Origin of the sequence: Streptomyces sp. NPDC088354 (assembly GCF_044753585.1) — a bacterium.
Classification (GTDB): domain Bacteria; phylum Actinomycetota; class Actinomycetes; order Streptomycetales; family Streptomycetaceae; genus Actinacidiphila.
Map to the genome: position 1 here is coordinate 91,298 of NZ_JBIVNJ010000014.1, position 17,754 is coordinate 109,051.

Here is a 17,754-nt window from a genome sequence, read left to right on the forward strand (position 1 = left end):
AACTTGCCGCACCATGAGCAGGCGTATCGCCGCGCCCGTTGCGGCCCCTTCGGACTTCCTCGACGCAGGTCACCCCCTGCCGTCGGCCGGGTACCCTCCGTGCCGGTCGTCACCGGTACGGAGGGCGCGAGGCGCGAGACGGGCCGGGCCCATGCCGGGGCGCACCGCCGCCGGGACGGCCGGGTGGCCCGGCACACGGCGGACGGCACGCGCTCGACGAGCAGGCGGCCCACCGGCGGGCGGGCGGTGCGCCTGGGGCGCATGAGGCAACCACCCTCCCGGTCAGGGGTGGTGCTCCGCCCCGGGCCGGACGGGCCGGGGCGATCACGCGGGGGCCACCGCCCCGCGCGCCGCCGGCATCGCCGGGCGGCAACCGCGGCCGGTGTGCGGGCGGATCACGGCCGGCCGTCGGCAACCGTCGTGATCACGCCAGCTGACGGCGGACGAGTTCGTGGAGCCGGCCCTCGGGGTTGGCCAGGAGGTCGGCGGGACGGCCCTGTTCGACGACGCGGCCGTCGGACATGACGACGACCCGGTCGGCGTCCATGACCGTGGTCAGACGGTGCGCGATGACGACGCGGCTGGCGCGCAGCGCGCGGGTGCTCTCCATGACGACGCGCTGGGTCTCGTTGTCGAGCGCGCTGGTGGCCTCGTCGAAGAAGAGGATCCGCGGACGGCGGACGAGTGCCTGGGCGATCATGAGGCGCTGCCGCTGGCCGCCGGAGACCGTGGCGCCGCCGGAGATCATGGTGTGCAGTCCCATCGGCATCCGCTTGATGTCCTCCGCGAGGCCCGCCATCGCGGCCGCCTCCCAGGCCTCCTCCTGCGTGAAGCTCTCGGTCCCGCAGATGCAGTCCAGGATGGAGCCGGTCAGCGGCTGGGCGTTCTGCAGGACGACGCCGCACTGCCGGCGGACCGCGGCCTGGTCGAGGGCCGCGAGGTCCTGCCCGTCGTACAGCACGCTGCCCGCGGCGGGCCGGTCGAAGCCGATGAGCAGGCGCAGCAGCGTGGACTTGCCGCAGCCGCTGGGCCCGACGACGGCCACGAACTCGCCGGGTCCGACCTCCAGGGACACGTCGTCCAGGACCAGCGGGCCGTCCTCCGAGTAGCGGAAGGAGAGCTTGCGGGCCTCGATCGACCCGGACAGCTCCCCGGGCTGGGTGCTGGCGCCGCGCACCTCGGGGGCCTGGTCGAGCACCGGCTTGATGTGCTCGTACATCGGCAGCGCGGCGGCCGCCGAGACCAGTGCGCCGGTGAGCTGGGTGACCGCGGTGAGCAGCATCGTCACGGCGGTGCTGAAGGTGAGGAAACCGCTCGCGGACAGCGAGCCGCGGGCCGGTCCCGCCAGCAGCACGAACAGCAGCAGCGAGCACAGCGGCAGATAGACCGCGTTGAGCACGCCCGTGAGGTTCTTGATCCGCCCGGTGCGCTGCTGGAGGTCCCGGCTGCGCGCGAACTCCCGTGCCCATGCCGCGTACGCGAAGCTCTCGGCGGCCGCGACACGCAGCTTGGGCAGCCCGCGCAGGGTCTGGAACGCCTGGTTGTTCAGCTTGTTGCCGAGTTCGACCAGCTGCCGCTGCCAGCGCAGTTGCCACAGCCCGAGGCCGAGGAAGACGGCGGCGATCACGATCAGCATCGCGATCGCCACCAGGGCCAGCGGGACGCTGTAGACGAGCAGCAGGACGAGGTTCATCGCGCCGACCGTGCCGGACTGCACGGCGACCGGGCCGACGCCGGCGAGCACGCGGCGGATGGCGCTGACGCCCATCGCGGCGCTCGCCAGCTCGCCGGTCGACCGCTCGGCGAAGAAGGAGGTCGGCAACCGCAGCAGCCGGTCCCAGACGGCGGGCTGCAAGGTGGCCTCGATGCGGCCCTCGACGCGCAGCAGCGTGAGGTTCTGCAGCAGCATGAAGGCCGCCGAGACCACGCTGCTGACGATGATCGCGCACGAGACCTGCACGATCAGCCCGGTCTCCGCGCCGGGCACGTAACGGCCGAGCACCTGGCCGGTGGCGATCGGCACCAGCGCGCCGAGCAGCACGGTGACCAGCCCGCTGATGATGAGCGCGCGCAGGTCGGAGCCGGTGCCGCGCATGCCGAAGCGGAGCAATGGCCAGGGGCGCAGCGGCTGTTCCGGCAGTGGCCGGTAGAACATCACCGCCCGCGGGGCGAACTCCCCGGCGTTGTCGGCCGTGACGCGGATCCGGCTGCCGCTCGCGGGGTTGACCGCGTCGTAGCCGCCCCGCCGCCACAGCAGCGCGACCGGCATCCCCGAGGCGGCCCGGTGGCCGACCAGGGGGCCGGAGTCCTCCCGCCACCAGCGGCCGTCGAGACGTACGGGGCGGGTGCGGACCCGGGACCCGACCGCGACCCGTTCGACCGGGTCGACGCGGTCGCTGACCGCGCCGCTCGCCGACGGGGAGGCGAGCGTGATCCCGGCGGCGCGGGCGACCACCCGGCAGACGGCGTAGGTCGCGTCGTCCGAGGCCGCGGGCGTGCGCGACGGCGCCTTGCGGGAGCGGGCGATGGACGCCAGGAGCGCCTGGTCGGCCTGCCGGCGGACGGCCTCCCCGGCGCGGATGCCGGCGGCGGTGCGGTCCTCGTGGGCCTGCTCCAGCCGCTCGATCCAGCGGTCCAGGGTGGACAGCAGCCGGTACTGCTGGTTGACCATGCCCTGCCACATCGCGCCGTCGAGCAGGAGGTCGCCCGCCGCCTCGGAGCTGTAGGCGGCGCCGTACTGCACGCCGCCGGGTGCGACGGGCAGCCACAGGATGTCGTCGTCGGCCACGGCCTCGTCCGCGGTGGTGCGGCCGTCCAGCGGTGCCTCGTACAGCACGCGCTGACTGCGGCCCACACCGAGGGCGAACGCGTGCTCCAGCAGGCTGAGGGTCTGCTCCTGGGTGTCGTAGGTCCAGTCCCCGGCGTACCCGGGACGGTGCAGTTCGCGCAGCGGGATGCGGTGCAGGACGCAGGACTGCAGCGGACGGCCGACGAGCGTGTGCTGCGGGCCCTCGACGGGGCCCAGCAGCAGGGTGCCCGCCTCCAGCCGGCCGAGGAAGTGCCAGTGGCCCTGCTGGGCGGCGTCCACGGCGAACAGGTCGAAGGAGCCGGCCACCACCAGCCACAGGACGTGCGGCCCCTCCAGGGACAGGCTGCGCAGTCCCGTGCAGTCCACCGGCGCGCCGAGGCCGCCGAGGGCCGCGATCACCGGGTCGCCGGTGGCCTCCGCGGGCTGTACGGGGATCACTTCAGTGCTCCTTGACCAGGTGCGCGTAGGCGCCGCCCGCGGCGACGAGGTCCTCGTGCCGGCCGCGCTCGACCACGGAGCCGTGGTCGAGCACCACGATCTCGTCGCTGTCCCGCACGGTGCTGAGCCGGTGCGCGATCACCACGCACGCACAGCCGCGCCGACGCAGATTGTCGATGATGAGCTGCTCGGTCGTCGCGTCCAGTGCGCTGGTCACCTCGTCCAGCACCAGGATGCTGGGGCGGCGCACCAGCGCCCGCGCGATCTCCAGCCGTTGCCGCTGCCCGCCGGAGAAGTTGCGGCCGTCCTGCTCGACGCGGCTGTGGATGCCGCCGGGACGGCGGGCGATCACGTCGTACAGGGCGGCGTCGCGCAGTGCGGTCACCACGTCCTCGTCCGGGATGGACGGGTCCCACAGCGCCACGTTGTCGCGCACCGTGCCCTCGAAGAGGAAGACGTCCTGGTCGACGAAGGAGACGGACGCGGCGAGCACGCTGCGGGGGATGTCCTCCAGGCGCTGCCCGTCGATACGGATCACGCCCTCCCAGGGGCTGTACAGACCCGAGATGAGGCGGGAGACCGTCGACTTGCCGCTGCCGGAGCCGCCGACCAGCGCCACCTGCTGCCCGGGGGCGACCGAGAGCGAGAACCCGGTCAGCAGCGGCTTGTCGAGCGGGCTGTAGCCGAAGGTGATGGCCTCCAGCGTCACATGGCCCTTGAGTCGGCGGGTGCCCGCCTCGGCCTCCGGCCGTGAGTAGAGCGCGTCCACGGGGAAGTTCTCCACGTCCTTGAGCCGCGCGACGTCCGCGGAGAAGTCCTGGATGCGTCCCGCGACGCCGTTGAGCCGGGTCACGGGAGCGGTGAAACGGGTGACCAGCGCCTGGAAGGCCACGAGCAGGCCGATGGAGATGTGGCCCTCCACCGCCCGCAGGCCGCCGATCCACAAGATCAGCGCGCTGTTGAGCGTCGCGAGCGTGGGGGCGACCACCGACAGCCAGGCGCTCGGCACGCCGAGCCGCTGCTGCTCCTCCAGCGTGACCGCGTGCTGGCCCGCCCAGCGGCGGAAGTAGCCGTTCTCGCCGCCGGTTGCCTTCATGGTCTCGATCAACTGAAGGCCGGTGTAGGCGGTGTTGGTCAGCCGGGCGTTGTCGGCGCGCAGCTTCTGCGTCCGCGTGGCCCGCAGCCGCACCACGACGCGCATGGCCACGACGTTGAGCAGCGCGATCCCGACGCCCAGGACGGTCAGTTGGGGGTCGTAGCTCCACAGCAGCAGGGCGTAGAGGACCACCACGATCCCGTCCACCGCGGCGGAGGCCAGGTCGCGGGCGAGGGTCTCGGCGACGGCGTCGTTGGACTGCAGGCGCTGCACCAGGTCGGCGGGGCTGCGCTGGGTGAAGAAGGCGACCGGCAGCCGGAGCAGGTGGCGCAGGAAGCGGGCACTGCCCAGCGTGGAGGAGATGATGCGGCCGCGCAACAGATTGGACTGCTGCACCGCGGTGAGCGCCGCGGTGAGGGCCACCATGGTGCCCATCGCCGCGAACAGCACGCCGAGCAGCGAGGTCTGCTGGCCGATCAGGAACAGATCGATGTAGGTGCGGCTGAGCGCGGGCAGCGCGGCACCCACGCCGACCAGCAGCAGGCTGGCCAGCAGCGCCGTCAGCAGGGTGCCGCCGGTGCCGCGCAGCCGGGCGGGCAGCGCGGCCAGCACGCCGGGCCTGCGCCCGCCGCGCTGGAAGTCCAGGCCCGGCTCGAAGGTGAGCACGACGCCGGTGAAGCTGGTGTCGAAGTCCTCCAGGGGCACGAAACGGCGGCCCTTGTCGGGGTCGTTGACGTGCACGCCGCGGCGGCCGAGCCTGCGGCCCATGCCGTCGTAGACGACGTAGTGGTTGAACTCCCAGAACAGGACGGCCGGTGCGCGCACCCCGCTCAGCGCCGCGGTCTCCATCTGCATGCCCTTGGCGCGCAGACCGTACCCGCGGGCGGCCTTGAGCAGGTTGCTGGCCCGGGAGCCGTCGCGGGAGACGCCGCAGGCGATCCGCAGCTCCTCCAGCGGAACGTGCCGCCCGTAGTGGCCGAGCACCATGGCGAGAGAGGCGGCGCCGCACTCCACCGCCTCCATCTGGAGCACGGTGGGGGTGCGCACGGACGGGTACCGGCGCGGCTTGCGCGGTTTGGGCCGGGGGCGGGTGTCCCCCCGCCGGTGGCCGACCTGGGGCGGGGGAGCGGTCGCGGTCACGGGAGCAGCCAATCGAGGGGGCGCTGGGCGGCGAGGTGGACGGCGCCTCCGGCCAGGGTCATGGAGTCGAGCGTGTACGGCGGGCCGTCGGAGGACGACCAGGCGTACCCGGACTCCGTGCGCCGCGAGGTGTCCAGCCGCACCTGGACCGCGACCGGGCGCCCGCCGCGCGCGAAGGCCTGCGCGAGCTGGCTGTCCCCGAGGTAAGCGGTGATCTGCCGGGTCGTCTGCGCCGTCCGGCCCACGGACTGCACATGGCCGCGCAGCACGCCGTAGCGCTGCTGGGAGACGGATTCGACGGTCAGGTCGACCGCGGCGCCTACCGGCACCGTGGAGGCGCTGCCGGCGGGCACGTACAAGGTGGCCGTCAGCGGGTCGCCAGCATGGGCGACGCGCTCCACGGCGGCGACGTCGGTGCCGACGGTGACGACGGTGCCGATGGTGGCCGCCAGCGCGGTCACCCGGCCCGCGGCCACGGTGCGGATCAGGACGTCGCCGTCCGGGGTGTGCACTTTCAGCAGGGGCGCGCCCGCGGCCAGCCGGCCGCCTTCCTCGGCGAACACCCGGGTCACCTGTCCGGCCACCGGACTCTGCAGCACATAACTGCCCTGGCCGTGCGTGAGAATTCCCGGTGCGTCCATTTTTGATGCGACAGAACCGGTGACCGCCCAGAATGCGGCGGCGGCCGCCACGACAATCGTGACGGACATCACGAGCACGCCGCGCGGTTTTGCGAAACGCACCGGGAGATCGAGCTCCTCGGGCGATTGCAGTTTGGTGAGGGCTTTCTGGCGGAACTGCACGGGACTCCTCCCTCAGCCGCATTCCCCGCGATCGGGGGCTGTCGGGGACTGTCGGGACACCGGGTCCGGGCACGCCCGTGGGCCCCGGTAGGGAGGTTGCCGGGGCCCACGGTTGCGGTGCCGTCTCAGAGGCCGGCGACCAGGCCGGTGGCCAGGCCGGTGACCGCACCGGTGTTGACGCCGGTGAGGCCCTCGACCGTCCCGACCACGCCGGCGACGGTGCCGGAGACCGGGGCGATGGAGTCGACGGTGCCGGTCACGTTGCTGACCAGACCGCCCACCAGGCCACCGGAGACGTTGTCGAGGTCGGCGTCGGAGATCTCGCGGGTCTCGACCTGCGGGGTGAAGTTCATGATGGTGCTTCCCTTCGTGCTGACAGATATCGAGTGGCGAATCAGGGAGGACCTCCCGCCACCGCTGAGGATCCAAGCACGGGGCCGCGTGGCCCAGCCAATTGACGGAGTGGGTGTTCGAATGGAGTTCGGATTGTCGACTTCACGGGTGTTCCCGAATTCCCACGGCTTGGTGTCAACTTCTTCACGCGGAGGTGATGGCCCGCTTTCGGCGGAACCGGGCACTCCGGATCAAAGGTCGCGTGTGGGAGGGCGAACCGGACGGCCGGTCGGGCGCGTTATGTCGTCGGCGTGTGCGGTGTGCAGATTTACCGGAGGTAATGCACCGGCGGGTAGCGTGGCACCCGGTGATCGACTCGGCCCGGGAGGTCTGGCATGCCCCACAGCGCACCGGTGGACGGATTCCGGCTCGCCTACGACCGCTGGGGCGCGGGCGCGCCGGTCGTGCTGCTGCACGGCTGGCCGGGCGACCGCGGCGACTACCACGACGTGGTCCCCCTGCTGGCCGGCTCCTGCGATGTGATCGTCCCCGACCTGCGGGGTTTCGGCGGCTCCGACAAGCACGCCGCCGATCCGGCGGAGCAGTACGGCGCGGCCGCCCAGGCGCGCGGCGTCATCGGGCTGGTCCGCGAACTGGGCCTGGAGCGGCCGGTGCTGGCCGGCTACGACATCGGCAGCCGCATCGCGCAGGCGGTGGCGCGCGACCATCCGGACGAGGTGCGCGCGCTCGTCGTCACCCCGCCGCTGCCGGGGACCGGGCGACGCATCCTCGAACCGGGCGCGCAGCGGGAGTTCTGGTACCAGTGGTTCCACCGGCTCCCGCTCTCCGAGGAGCTGATCGACGGGGACCCGATGGCCGTGCGTGCCTACCTGCGGTACTTCTGGACGCACTGGTCGGGGCCGTCCTTCACCCCGGACGAGGGGCGGCTGTACCGCCTGGTCACCTCCTACGGCCCGCCGGGCGCCTTCACCGCGTCCCTGGCCTGGTACCGGGCGGGTGCGGGAACCGTGGCGAACGCCCTCACGGAGGAGGCACCCCCGGCGGAGGAGCGGATCTCCGTGCCGACCACCGTGCTGTGGCCCGAGTCCGATCCGCTCTTCCCCCGCGAGTGGTCCGACCGGCTGGCGGAGTTCTTCGCCGACGCCACCCTCGAACCCGTCGACGGGGTCGGGCATTTCGCGCCGGTGGAGTACCCGGCGATCTTCGCGTCGGCGATCCGCCGGGCGGTGGCGGGGGAGTCCTAGGCGTTCTGTCCGCGCAGGCGCCGCCACCTGCGGCGCATCGTACGGCGGGGAGCCGTCAGCCGTTCTCGTGGCCGGCTGCTCGGACCACACCAGGCCCACTTCCCCCGGGCCGAAGGCCGGGGGGAAGTGCCGTGCCCGGGGCCCCCGCCGGAGCGCCGGAAGCCGTCGATGAGGTCGATCTCCACCCCGGGTTCCACCCCTGGGTCCAGGTGCGCAGGGCCGTGCCGCAGCAGGCTTACGGGCATGACAGCAACCGAGTGGATCACCGACATCGCCCTCATCCTCGTCGTCTTCCGGCAACTGCGGGAGGACCGTCTGCGCCCGGCCTCGTTCCTGATCCCGCTGGGGATCGTGGCCTTCGTGGCCCACACGTACCTCGACTCGATCCCCACCGCGGGCAACGACCTGGTGCTGATCGGGGCCCTGGTCGGCGTCGGCGCCGCGCTCGGCGTCGCCGGCGGTGTGTACACCCGGATCCGGCCCGTCGGCGAGCACCTGCTGATCAAGGCGGGTGCGGTCTCGGCGGTGCTGTGGGTGCTCGGCATGGGCGCGCGCATGGGCTTCCAGATGTGGGTGGAGCACGGCGGCGGCGCGGACGACGTGGCCCGGTTCAGCGCGGTCCACCACATCACCGGCAGCCAGGCCTGGGTGGCCGCGTTCGTCCTCATGGCGCTCACCGAGGTGGTCACCCGGCTGGCCACGATCTTCGTCAGGGGCCGGATGGTGAGCCGCGCGCGGCAGACCGCGCCGGTCGCGCCCGCGCTCGACCACGCGGTATGACGATGAGCCTGCTCACATCGCCGGTGGACTATGGTCGGGCCATGCCCGCAGCCACGACCCCGTCGCCCGGGCCGGCCCCGTCTCCGGGGGCCGGCCCGCGGCCGGTTCCGCTGCGGGACCGCCGGGTGCAGTGGGTGATCCCGGCCGCGGTCGTCGTCGCCGGGGCACTGACCATCCGGCCGATGGGCCTGAGCGGCCGCGGCCTGGTGGTGCTCGCCCTCTTCGTGGTCAACTGCGCGGCGCTGGGGATCAGGGCCCTTCCCGACACGAAGGTGCCCCAGCGGGCCGCTCTGCTCTGGTTCGCGACCGGCGTCGTCGCGGCGGCCGCGCTGATCGGTACCGCCACCCTCGGAACGGCCTACCTCTTCGCCTTCTTCATCAGCGGTCACCTCGGGTACCGGCTGGAGACCAGGCCGGCCCTGGCCCTCGCGCTGCTCTGCAGCCTGCTGTGCGGTGGCGTCCTGTACCTCCGCCTCGGGCCGGGGTACGAGGTGCTGCCCTGGGCCGTGGGTCTCGCCGCCGGTACCCCGGTGGTGGCCGGAATCCTCAACCGCAGCCACCACCAGGCCGTGCGGGCGGCCCTGTCGGCGGCCGAATCCGCCGAACGCGCCGCCCGGGCCGAGGCGCAGGCCGCCGTGCTGACCGAGCGCGGCCGGATCGCCCGTGACGTGCACGACGTACTGGCGCACTCGCTGGCGGGCATCAACATGCAGCTGGAACTCGCCGACGCGCTGATCGACACCGGGGACCTGGACAGGGTCCGGGAGGCCAACGCCAAGGCGCACAGCATGGTCAGGGACAGCCTGAAGCAGGCGCAGTGGACGGTGCACGCGCTGCGCGAGGACGCCCTGCCGCTGGTCGAGAGCCTGACCGCGATGGTCGAGTCGTCCGGCCACCGCGACGCGCTGGCCATCGCCGGCACCGTCCGCGAGGTACCGGCGCCGGTGGCGCAGAACCTGCTGCGGATCGCCCAGGAGGCCCTCACCAACGCCGCCCGGCACGCTCCCGGCGGCGAGGTCCGCGTGGAGCTGACGTTCGCCGCTTCGTCGACGGCACTGAGGATCCGCAATCGTGCCGCGACCCGCGCCGTGACCGCGGCTACCGGAAGTGGGATGGGGCTGATCGGGATGCGTGAACGCGTCGCCCTGCTGCGGGGAACGATCACCGCGGGCCCGGTCACCGAGGGACCGGACGAGGGCGGCTGGCAGGTGGAGGCGGTGATCCCCGATGAGTGAGCGGACCGGCAACCCCGGACCGTTGCGCGTGGTCGTCGCCGACGACCAGGCCGCCGTGCGTGAGCCGCTCGCGGCCGTGCTGGGCCTGTCCGAGGACATCGACGTCGTCGCGGCCGCGGCGAACGGGGCCGAGGTGCTGACCGCGGTCGCCGCCGGGCCGGTCGACGTGGTGCTCATGGACCTGCGCATGCCCGTGATGGACGGGACCGAGGCGACCCGGCGACTCAGCGAGGAGCACCCGGAGGTGGCCGTGGTCGTCCTGACCACCTTCGCCGACGACGACTCGATCCTGGCCGCGCTGAGCGCCGGGGCCCGTGGCTACCTGACCAAGAACGCCGGCCGGCAGGACATCGTCCGCGCGATCGCGGCGGCCGCCGCGGGGCAGTCCGTGCTCGACCGCGAGGTCCAGGACCGGCTCCTCGCCACCGTGCGCACCAAGCCGCCGGAGCCGGCGCGGCCGCTGCCCGAGGACATCACACCCCGTGAGCGCGAGGTGCTCACGCTCATCGGCCAGGGGCTGCCGAACCGGGCCATCGCCGAGAAGCTGTTCATCAGTGAGGCCACGGTCAAGACCCACATCAACAACCTCTTCGCCAAGGCGGGGATCCGGGACCGGGCCGACGCCGTGCGCCGCGCCATCTCGGCGGGCCTGGCCTGACCGCTGTCGCGCGGAGGCACGGAGCCCGGGGAGCCGAAGGGGCCCGAAGGGGGGCGAGGAGGAGCGAAGGGAAGGGCGAAGGGTGCCGAACGGAAAGTGCATCACGCCCTCTTGAGGGATCGTTGAACAATCCTTACATTGGTCGGCACGTCCAGTCCGCAGCTCCGCCTGCCACTGTGAGGTCGCCATGACAGCAGCCCCGCTCAGTCCCCCGACCGTGAACGACGACGTGACCGGCCGCTTCGCGTGGTACCGGTCCTTCGGCCCGCAGGGCCGACGAGCCTTCAAAGGAGCGTTCGGCGGCTACGCCCTGGACGCCTACGACTTCCAGGTGCTGCCGCTGAGCATGGTGGCCATCGCCGCGTACTTCGGTCTCAGCCGGGCCCAGACCGGTCTGCTGACCACCGTGACGCTCGTGGTGTCCGCGCTCGGCGGGATCGCGGCCGGCGTGCTGATCGACCGGATCGGCCGGGTGCGCACCCTCATGATCACCGTGGTCACGTACGCGCTGTTCACCGTGGTCTGCGGCTTCGCCCTCAACTACCCCATGCTGCTGACCTTCCGGGCCCTGCAGGGTCTCGGCTTCGGCGGCGAGTGGGCGGCCGGCGCCGTGCTGGTCGCCGAGTACGCCCGGGCCCGCTACCGGGGGCGGGTGCTGGCCTTCGTCCAGAGCGCGTGGGCGGTCGGCTGGGGGCTGGCGGTCATCGTCTCCACCGTCGTCGCCGACACCCTCGGCCCCTCCCTCGGCTGGCGCGTCATGTTCTTCACCGGCGCGCTCCCCGCCCTGCTCCTGGTCTACGTGCGCCGCCGGGTCCAGGACTCCCCGCAGGCCGCCGCGCGTCTGGAGCACACCGCGGAACGGGCCCCGCTCGGTGCGGTGTTCCGCGGCGAGCCGGGCCGGCGGACGTTCTTCGCGACCGTGCTCGCCACCGGGGTGCAGGGCGGCTACTACACCATCGCCACCTGGCTGCCCACCTATCTCAAGACCGAGCGCGGGCTGACCGTGGTCGGCACCGGCGGCTACCTCTTCCTGCTCATCACCGGGGCCTTCCTCGGCTATCTGACCGCCGGGTACGTCACCGACCGGCTCGGCCGCAAGAAGACCTTCGCGCTGTTCGCCGTGCTGAGCGCCGGCCTGCTGCTGGCGTACATCAACATCCCGCAGGGCGCCAACACCGCCCTGCTCTGGCTCGGTTTCCCCCTGGGATTCTGCGCCTCGGCCGTCTTCTCCGGCTTCGGTGCCTTCCTGGCCGAGCTCTACCCCGGCGCGGTGCGAGGCACGGGGCAGAGCTTCACGTACAACGTGGGCCGGGCCGTGGGCGCCTTCTTCCCGACCGCGGTCGGCTTCACCGCCGGCAGTGCGGGGGTCGGGGGTGCGCTGATCTACGGCGTCATCGGCTACGCCGTCGCGCTGGTCGCCCTGCTCGGGCTGCCGGAGACCCGCGGCGCGGAGCTCACGTGAGGGCGACGGTCTGCGAGTAGCGCCGGACGAGCTGCCGCTCCGCGTCGTCCAGGTACGACGCGAGCAGCAGCTCGGCCTTGACCAGATCGGCGGCCCGCAGGGCGGTGAGCAGCTCGCGGTTGCGGCCGAGGTAGGGCTCGTGGAACTCGCGCGGATTGTCCATCGCGTGGAAGACCAGGCGGAGTTCGGCGAGAACACCGGTCATCAGCTCGGTCAGCCGGCGGCTGTGCGCCAGGTCGACCACCGCATGGTGGAAGTGGATGTTGGCGGTGCCGAGGCCCCGCCAGTCGTCGCCCCCCGCGGCGCGTTCGCCCTCCTCGACGGCGGACTCCGCGTGCGTCAGGTCGTACGGCGGGGCGCCGAGATGGCGGACCACCGAGCACTCGACCAGGCGGCGCACCCGATAGATGTCCACCACGTCCTGCACGGTCAGGACCCGTACGAAGACACCCCGGTTGAGCTCGTGGACGAGCAGCTTCTCGTGCGTCAGCAGCCGGAACGCCTCGCGCAGCGTGTTGCGCGAGACGCCGAGGGCCGTACCGATGGCGTCCTCGGAGAGCTTGGTACCGGGGGACAGGAAGCCCTCGGAGATCCGGGCGCGCAGGATGTCCGCGACCCGGTCGGCGGTGCTGGAACGCCCCAGCAGGGCGCGGTCGCCGGCCAGGACGGCCGGATCGAGCTCGGCTGCCATGTCACATCCCTCGTCTCGCGGCTCGCAGGGCCCCAGTCAATCGAAAACCCGGGAACGAGACAACAGGTTCCTTGTCGGATTGTTCAACGAGAATCTAGGGTGGCAACTGTGAAGGAATCCCTTCTGACCCCGCGGGCGGCCCGGACGATGTTCCGGGACGGCACCGCCCGGCCCACCACCGGCTGGTGCTCCGCCTACACGCAGGTCAACCTGATCGCCGTGCCCGCCGATTGGGCCCAGGACGTGGCCCTGTTCTGCCGGCGCAACCCCAAGCCCTGCCCGCTGCTCGACGTCACCGAGCCCGGCTCCCCGAACACCGCGCTCGCCCCCGGCGCGGATCTGCGCACCGACCTCCCGCGCTACCGCGTCTGGGAGAACGGCGTGCCGGTCGAGGAGCCGCGCGATGTCGTCACCCACTGGCGCGACGACCTGGTCTCCTTCCTCATCGGCTGCAGCTTCACCTTCGAGACCGCGTTGCGCGGGGCCGGCGTGCCGCTGCGCCATGTCGACCAGGGGCGCAACGTCGCGATGTACCGCACCAACCGCTACTGCCGCCCCGCCGGCCGGCTGTGGGGCCCCGTCGTGGTGTCCATGCGGCCGGTCCCGGCGCGACTCGTCGGCACCGCGGTCCGGGTCAGCGCCCGGATGCCCGGCGTCCACGGCGGCCCCGTCCACATCGGCAGCCCGGCCGCCCTGGGCATCGCCGACCTGAACCGCCCCGACTACGGCGACCCCGTGCGCGCCGAACCCGGTGACGTGCCCGTCTTCTGGGCCTGCGGCGTCACGCCGCAGGCCGCGCTGATGGCCTCGCGCCCGCCGTTCGCGATCACCCACGCGCCGGGGTACATGTTCATCACCGACATACCGGACATCGACCAGCAGGCCGCCTGAGGCGGCGGCGCCCGTACGGTTGCGAGGAGAAGCGAGGAGAGCAGCACCACCCATGACACCCACCGTGATCGACCTCAACGCGGACCTCGGCGAGGGCTTCGGACGCTGGTCCCTGACCGACGACGAGGCCATGCTCTCCGTGGTGACCAGCGCCAACGTCGCCTGCGGATTCCACGCGGGCGACCCGTCCATCATGCGCCGCGTGTGCGACCGCGCCGCTGCCGCCGGCGTCCGGATCGGCGCCCAGGTCTCCTACCGGGACCTGGCCGGGTTCGGGCGCCGGGCGATGGAGGTGCCGCCGGAGGAGCTGGCCGACGAGGTCAGCTACCAGATCGGCGCGCTGGAGGTGTTCGCGCGCGCCGCGGGCACGGGCGTCGCGTACGTCAAACCGCACGGCGCCCTCTACAACCGCGTGGTCGCCGACGCCGGACAGGCCCTCGCGGTCGCCCGGGGCACCCGGCTCGCCGGTCACGCGCTTCCCGTGCTGTGCCTGCCGGGCTCCGCCCTTCATCAGGCGGCGGCGGAACTCGGGCTGCCCACGGTCGCGGAGGCCTTCGCGGACCGCGCCTACACCGCGGAGGGCACCCTCGTACCGCGCCGTACGCCCGGTGCGGTCGTCACCGACCCCGCGCACGTCGTCCGGCAGGCCGTCGCCCTGGCCCGGGACGGCCAGGTCACGGCGATCACCGGGGAGACCGTCACGGTCCGCGCCCGGTCCCTGTGCCTGCACGGGGACACCCCGGGGGCCGTCGGCCTCGCCCGCCGGGTCCGGGACGCCCTCGGTGAGGCGGGCCTCGGGCTGGAGGCCTTCGCATGAGGTTCCTCCCGGTCGGCGAGGACGCGCTCCTGCTCGACCTCGACTCCGCCGAGCAGGCCCAGGCCTGGCACGCCGAACTCCTGCGCCGCCGCGACGAGGGCGCCCTCCCGCCGGTCCGCGAGATCGTGCCGGGGGACCGTACCGTTCTGCTGGCCGGCGTGCCCGATCTCCCCTCCGTGCGCGCCGCGTTGCGCGACCTGCCGGTGCCGCCCCTGCGGGCGGACAGCGGACCCCTGGTGGACATCCCCGTCCGTTACGACGGCGAGGACCTCGGCGTGGTCGCCGAGGCCTGGGAGGTGTCCCGGGACGAGGTCGTGCGCCTGCACTCCGCCACCGAACACCGCGTCGCCTTCTGCGGGTTCGCGCCCGGCTTCGCGTACATGACCGGCATGGACGAGCGCCACGTCGTCCCCCGGCGGGCCGAGCCGCGCACCGCCGTCCCCGCCGGTTCCGTCGCGCTCGCCGGCCACTACACCGGCATCTACCCTCGGGCGTCGCCCGGCGGCTGGCAGGTGATCGGCACGACGGACGCCCGGCTGTGGGACCTCGACCGGGAGCCCGCGGCGCTGCTCGTACCGGGCACACGGGTGCGCTTCACCCCCGTCCGCGACGCGGAGGCTGACGCGTGAGCCACGGCACCCTCGAGGTCGTCCGTGCCGGAGCCCTCACCACCGTGCAGGACCTCGGGCGGTACGGGCACGCCGCGCTCGGCGTGGCCCGCTCCGGGGCCCTGGACCGGCCCGCGCACGAGCTGGCCAACCGCCTGGCGGGCAACCCCGCCGGGGCGGCCACCCTGGAGACCACGCTCACCGGGGTCGCCGTCCGGGCCGGCCGCGCCCTCACCGCCGTGGTCACCGGCGCCCCCGCGGCCGTCCGGCTGGACGGCCGCCCTGCGGCATGGGCCGAGCCCGTGCACGTCCCGGCCGGCGCGGTCCTCGACATCGGCCCCGCCGCGAGCGGCGTGCGCAGCTACCTCGCCGTCGCCGGGGGCGTCGCCGTCCCGGAGGTGCTGGGCAGCCGCTCGACCGACCTGCTGTCGGGGCTCGGCCCCGCGCCGCTCCAGGACGGCGACGTGCTGCCGCTCGGCGAGCCCGCCGGGCCGCCCGTCCACACCGACCTGCCGCCCTGGCAGGGCCCGCCGGGCGAACTGGTGCTGCCGGTCCTCCCCGGCCCGCGCGACGACTGGTTCACACCCGGCGCCCTGCGCACCCTCACCGCGGGCCACTACGCCGTCTCGCCGCGCAGCAACCGCATCGCGCTGCGGATGAGGGGCCCCGCGCTGGAGCGGGCGGTGCGGCGCGAACTGCCCAGCGAGGGCATGGTCGTCGGCGCGGTCCAGGTACCGCCGGACGGCAGGCCCGTGCTGTTCCTCGCCGACTCCCCGACCACCGGCGGCTACCCCGTGATCGGGGTCGTTTCCGAACGCCACCTGGCCGCCGCGGCCCAGGCCGTGCCCGGTCTGCCCGTGCGGTTCACCCTCGTACGCTGATCACGCGGAGTAGAGCGTCCCGATGTTGTCGTGGAGCTGGGTGGCCAGGGGCGGTGCGGCGTAGGTGTCGGTCATGACCTCGATGTAGCAGCCGGTACCGGCCTTGCCCGCCGCGTCCATGGCCCCGTCGAGCTCGGCGAGGGTGGAGACCCGGGCGGTGAACCAGTCGTCGCAGCCCAGGGCCTTCGGCAGCTCCGAGTACCGCCAGCCGGCGAGGTCGTTGTAGGCCACGTCCGGGTTCTTGCAGAGAAGGCGCTCGATCAGGTAGCCGTGGTTGTTCAGGACGAACACCACCGGGCGCAGGCCGTAGCGTCCGAACTGGCTGATCTCCTGCGCGGTGAGCTGGTGGGAGCCCTCGCCGGTGATCAGCACGACGCGCCGGTCGCCCGCGGCGGCGACGGCCGCGCCGACCGCCGCGGGGGTGGCCCAGCCGATCGAGCCCCACAGGGTCTGGTTCTGGAAGGTGGCGCCCTGGGGCAGCCGGGCGAAGGCCATGCCCATGGAGACGGTTCCGGTCTCCGCGACGAGGATGTCGTCGGGCCTCAGGAAGCTCTCCCACCGGGGGTAGAGGCTCTCCGCGGTGATCGAGTCGCCGCCCTTGCCGCCCGCCGGGGACATGCGGGTCACCTCGGCCGACGGGTGCGACCACTGCTTGCGGGAGAGCTTCCGGGCGAGGGCCCCGAGGAGGTCCTTCATCTCCACGCTCTGGTAGGTCATGCCGTCGACACTGACGTGGTGGTGGCGGATGTCGATGGTGCGGCCGGGGTCGAGGTTGGCTGTGAACGCGCCGCTGTTGAAGTCGTGCATCAGCGCGCCGACCAGGACGACGACGTCCGCGTCCTCGACGAAGCGGCGGACGCTCTCGTTCATCAGCTTTCCGTCGTACATGCCGGCGTACGAGGGCTGGTCCTCGTCCAGGACGCCCTTGTCGGCCATCATGGTGGCGAAGGGCAGTCCGGTGGCGTCGAGGAACTGCTGGAGATCCTCGCCGAGACCGGAGCGGGTGGTGAGGATGCCGGGCAGGACGCAGGCGCTGCCGGCCCGGTCGAGCATGTCGGCGATGGCGTTGACGGCGGCGTCCACCTGCGCGGGGTCACTGGCGGGTGCCGGAATCGGCTGGGCGGTGCCGACCACGGGCATCTCCGCGAGGTCGGCGGGGAACGCCATGTAGACCGGGCGGCGGTGGTAGAGCGCCGCAGCGATCAGGCGCTCGGTCTCGGCCGCCGCGTTCTGCGGCGTCATGACGGCGCTCGCACATACCACGGAGTCGGACATCTTCTGGAAGAGGTCGAACTCGCCGTTGCCCAGGGTGTGGTGGACCATCGAGTGGTGCGCCTGGACGGGCATTTTGGGCATCCCGACCAGGTGGAACAACGGGAGGTGCTCGGTGTAGGCGCCGGCGATCCCGTTGATCGCGCTGAGCTCACCGGGGCCATAGGTGCTGCACACCGCACCGACGCCGTGCACGCGGGCGTAACCGTCCGCCGCATAGGCGGCGTTGAGCTCGTTGCAGCTGCCGATCCACTGGATCTCCGGGTGCTGGGCGATGGCGTCGTTGACAGGGAACGCGTAGTCGCCGGGGACACCGAAGACGTGACGCACGCCGATGTCGCGCAGCCGGTTCAGGACGTGCTGGATCACGGTGGTGGACATGGTGAGGTCTCTTTCCTTCTGGCGCCGCCCCAGGACAGTGACGGCACGGCGGAACGGCACGGAGAGTCACGCCCGCGTGACGTAAAGGACAAACCTCGCCTTATTCTCCCGGCTCCGGCGGGACCCGCAACCGAGACGGCGGCGCCCGCCCGCGGCGGCGGCCCCGTGCGCGCGTCCACGCCGCCCGGTGCGGG

At 73.0% G+C, this 17,754-nt stretch carries 15 protein-coding genes; 9 read left to right on the plus strand and 6 right to left on the minus strand.

Annotated elements, in window-relative coordinates; all coding sequences use genetic code 11:
• Positions 1–424: 424 nt before the first annotated feature.
• From ACIP98_RS21795 to ACIP98_RS21810, 4 genes are all read right to left on the minus strand, one after another.
• The gene (locus tag ACIP98_RS21795) at positions 425–3,247 is read right to left on the minus strand and encodes an NHLP bacteriocin export ABC transporter permease/ATPase subunit (protein ID WP_319664239.1); all 2,823 of its coding nucleotides are present in this window, start codon (positions 3,245–3,247) and stop codon (positions 425–427) included.
• A gap of 1 nt (position 3,248) precedes the next feature.
• Entirely contained in the window at positions 3,249–5,366 is a 2,118-nt protein-coding gene (locus tag ACIP98_RS21800) for an NHLP family bacteriocin export ABC transporter peptidase/permease/ATPase subunit (RefSeq protein ID WP_401977572.1), read from the minus strand.
• Positions 5,367–5,479: 113 nt separating this feature from the next.
• Positions 5,480–6,286 carry an HlyD family efflux transporter periplasmic adaptor subunit gene (locus tag ACIP98_RS21805; protein WP_319664241.1) on the minus strand — a complete coding sequence of 269 codons (807 nt, stop codon included), beginning with the start codon at positions 6,284–6,286 and terminating at the stop codon, positions 5,480–5,482.
• A 125-nt stretch (positions 6,287–6,411) separates the two neighbouring features.
• A complete protein-coding gene (locus ACIP98_RS21810) occupies positions 6,412–6,639 on the minus strand; it encodes a type A2 lantipeptide (protein ID WP_319664242.1) in 228 nt (75 codons plus the stop codon).
• Between the two features lie 375 nt (positions 6,640–7,014).
• On the opposite strand from ACIP98_RS21810, the gene ACIP98_RS21815 reads away from it, so the two are divergent.
• From ACIP98_RS21815 to ACIP98_RS21835, 5 genes are all read left to right on the plus strand, one after another.
• Positions 7,015–7,884 carry an alpha/beta fold hydrolase gene (locus tag ACIP98_RS21815; protein WP_401977516.1) on the plus strand — a complete coding sequence of 290 codons (870 nt, stop codon included), beginning with the start codon at positions 7,015–7,017 and terminating at the stop codon, positions 7,882–7,884.
• Between the two features lie 243 nt (positions 7,885–8,127).
• Positions 8,128–8,664, plus strand: a complete 537-nt coding sequence (locus ACIP98_RS21820; protein WP_319664245.1) for a hypothetical protein — start codon at positions 8,128–8,130, stop codon at positions 8,662–8,664.
• Positions 8,665–8,705: 41 nt separating this feature from the next.
• Positions 8,706–9,899, plus strand: coding sequence for a sensor histidine kinase (locus ACIP98_RS21825; protein ID WP_401977518.1), 1,194 nt, complete (start codon positions 8,706–8,708; stop codon positions 9,897–9,899).
• Entirely contained in the window at positions 9,892–10,557 is a 666-nt protein-coding gene (locus ACIP98_RS21830; RefSeq protein ID WP_401977520.1) for a response regulator, read from the plus strand. Before ACIP98_RS21825 ends, ACIP98_RS21830 begins: the two co-directional genes overlap by 8 nt.
• A 187-nt stretch (positions 10,558–10,744) precedes the next feature.
• The gene (locus ACIP98_RS21835; RefSeq protein WP_401977522.1) at positions 10,745–12,019 is read left to right on the plus strand and encodes an MFS transporter; all 1,275 of its coding nucleotides are present in this window, start codon (positions 10,745–10,747) and stop codon (positions 12,017–12,019) included.
• On the opposite strand, the gene ACIP98_RS21840 is transcribed toward ACIP98_RS21835, so the two are convergent.
• Positions 12,012–12,710, minus strand: a complete 699-nt coding sequence (locus tag ACIP98_RS21840; RefSeq protein WP_319664251.1) for a GntR family transcriptional regulator — start codon at positions 12,708–12,710, stop codon at positions 12,012–12,014. The two genes, ACIP98_RS21835 and ACIP98_RS21840, sit on opposite strands and share 8 nt — an antisense overlap.
• Positions 12,711–12,857: 147 nt before the next feature.
• On the opposite strand from ACIP98_RS21840, the gene ACIP98_RS21845 reads away from it, so the two are divergent.
• Genes ACIP98_RS21845 through ACIP98_RS21860 form a run of 4 tightly spaced genes read left to right on the plus strand, consistent with a single transcriptional unit; the run spans position 12,858 to position 15,907 of the window.
• A complete protein-coding gene (locus ACIP98_RS21845) occupies positions 12,858–13,601 on the plus strand; it encodes a putative hydro-lyase (RefSeq protein ID WP_401977574.1) in 744 nt (247 codons plus the stop codon).
• A 52-nt stretch (positions 13,602–13,653) separates the two neighbouring features.
• The gene (locus ACIP98_RS21850; protein ID WP_319664255.1) at positions 13,654–14,418 is read left to right on the plus strand and encodes a 5-oxoprolinase subunit PxpA; all 765 of its coding nucleotides are present in this window, start codon (positions 13,654–13,656) and stop codon (positions 14,416–14,418) included.
• Positions 14,415–15,047 (plus strand): allophanate hydrolase subunit 1, encoded by a 633-nt coding sequence (locus tag ACIP98_RS21855; RefSeq protein ID WP_319664256.1) that lies wholly within the window; start codon positions 14,415–14,417, stop codon positions 15,045–15,047. Before ACIP98_RS21850 ends, ACIP98_RS21855 begins: the two co-directional genes overlap by 4 nt.
• Positions 15,044–15,907 carry a biotin-dependent carboxyltransferase family protein gene (locus tag ACIP98_RS21860; RefSeq protein ID WP_319664257.1) on the plus strand — a complete coding sequence of 288 codons (864 nt, stop codon included), beginning with the start codon at positions 15,044–15,046 and terminating at the stop codon, positions 15,905–15,907. Before ACIP98_RS21855 ends, ACIP98_RS21860 begins: the two co-directional genes overlap by 4 nt.
• Here the strand turns inward: ACIP98_RS21860 and ACIP98_RS21865 are convergent, their stop codons facing one another.
• Positions 15,908–17,560: a thiamine pyrophosphate-binding protein gene (locus ACIP98_RS21865; protein WP_319664258.1), complete on the minus strand. Its 1,653-nt coding sequence runs from the start codon at positions 17,558–17,560 to the stop codon at positions 15,908–15,910.
• Between the last annotated feature and the right edge of the window lie 194 nt (positions 17,561–17,754).

What these genes read in the sequence shown, in the direction of transcription:
- ACIP98_RS21800 (WP_401977572.1), bottom strand. Translation starts at nt 5,366, where the DNA reads ATGGAGGCGGTGGAGTGCGGCGCCGCCTCTCTCGCCATGGTGCTCGGC.
- ACIP98_RS21810 (WP_319664242.1), bottom strand. Translation starts at nt 6,639, where the DNA reads ATGAACTTCACCCCGCAGGTCGAGACCCGCGAGATCTCCGACGCCGAC.
- ACIP98_RS21815 (WP_401977516.1), top strand. Translation starts at nt 7,015, where the DNA reads ATGCCCCACAGCGCACCGGTGGACGGATTCCGGCTCGCCTACGACCGC.
- ACIP98_RS21820 (WP_319664245.1), top strand. Translation starts at nt 8,128, where the DNA reads ATGACAGCAACCGAGTGGATCACCGACATCGCCCTCATCCTCGTCGTC.
- ACIP98_RS21825 (WP_401977518.1), top strand. Translation starts at nt 8,706, where the DNA reads ATGCCCGCAGCCACGACCCCGTCGCCCGGGCCGGCCCCGTCTCCGGGG.
- ACIP98_RS21830 (WP_401977520.1), top strand. Translation starts at nt 9,892, where the DNA reads ATGAGTGAGCGGACCGGCAACCCCGGACCGTTGCGCGTGGTCGTCGCC.
- ACIP98_RS21835 (WP_401977522.1), top strand. Translation starts at nt 10,745, where the DNA reads ATGACAGCAGCCCCGCTCAGTCCCCCGACCGTGAACGACGACGTGACC.
- ACIP98_RS21840 (WP_319664251.1), bottom strand. Translation starts at nt 12,710, where the DNA reads ATGGCAGCCGAGCTCGATCCGGCCGTCCTGGCCGGCGACCGCGCCCTG.
- ACIP98_RS21845 (WP_401977574.1), top strand. Translation starts at nt 12,858, where the DNA reads ATGTTCCGGGACGGCACCGCCCGGCCCACCACCGGCTGGTGCTCCGCC.
- ACIP98_RS21850 (WP_319664255.1), top strand. Translation starts at nt 13,654, where the DNA reads ATGACACCCACCGTGATCGACCTCAACGCGGACCTCGGCGAGGGCTTC.
- ACIP98_RS21855 (WP_319664256.1), top strand. Translation starts at nt 14,415, where the DNA reads ATGAGGTTCCTCCCGGTCGGCGAGGACGCGCTCCTGCTCGACCTCGAC.
- ACIP98_RS21865 (WP_319664258.1), bottom strand. Translation starts at nt 17,560, where the DNA reads ATGTCCACCACCGTGATCCAGCACGTCCTGAACCGGCTGCGCGACATC.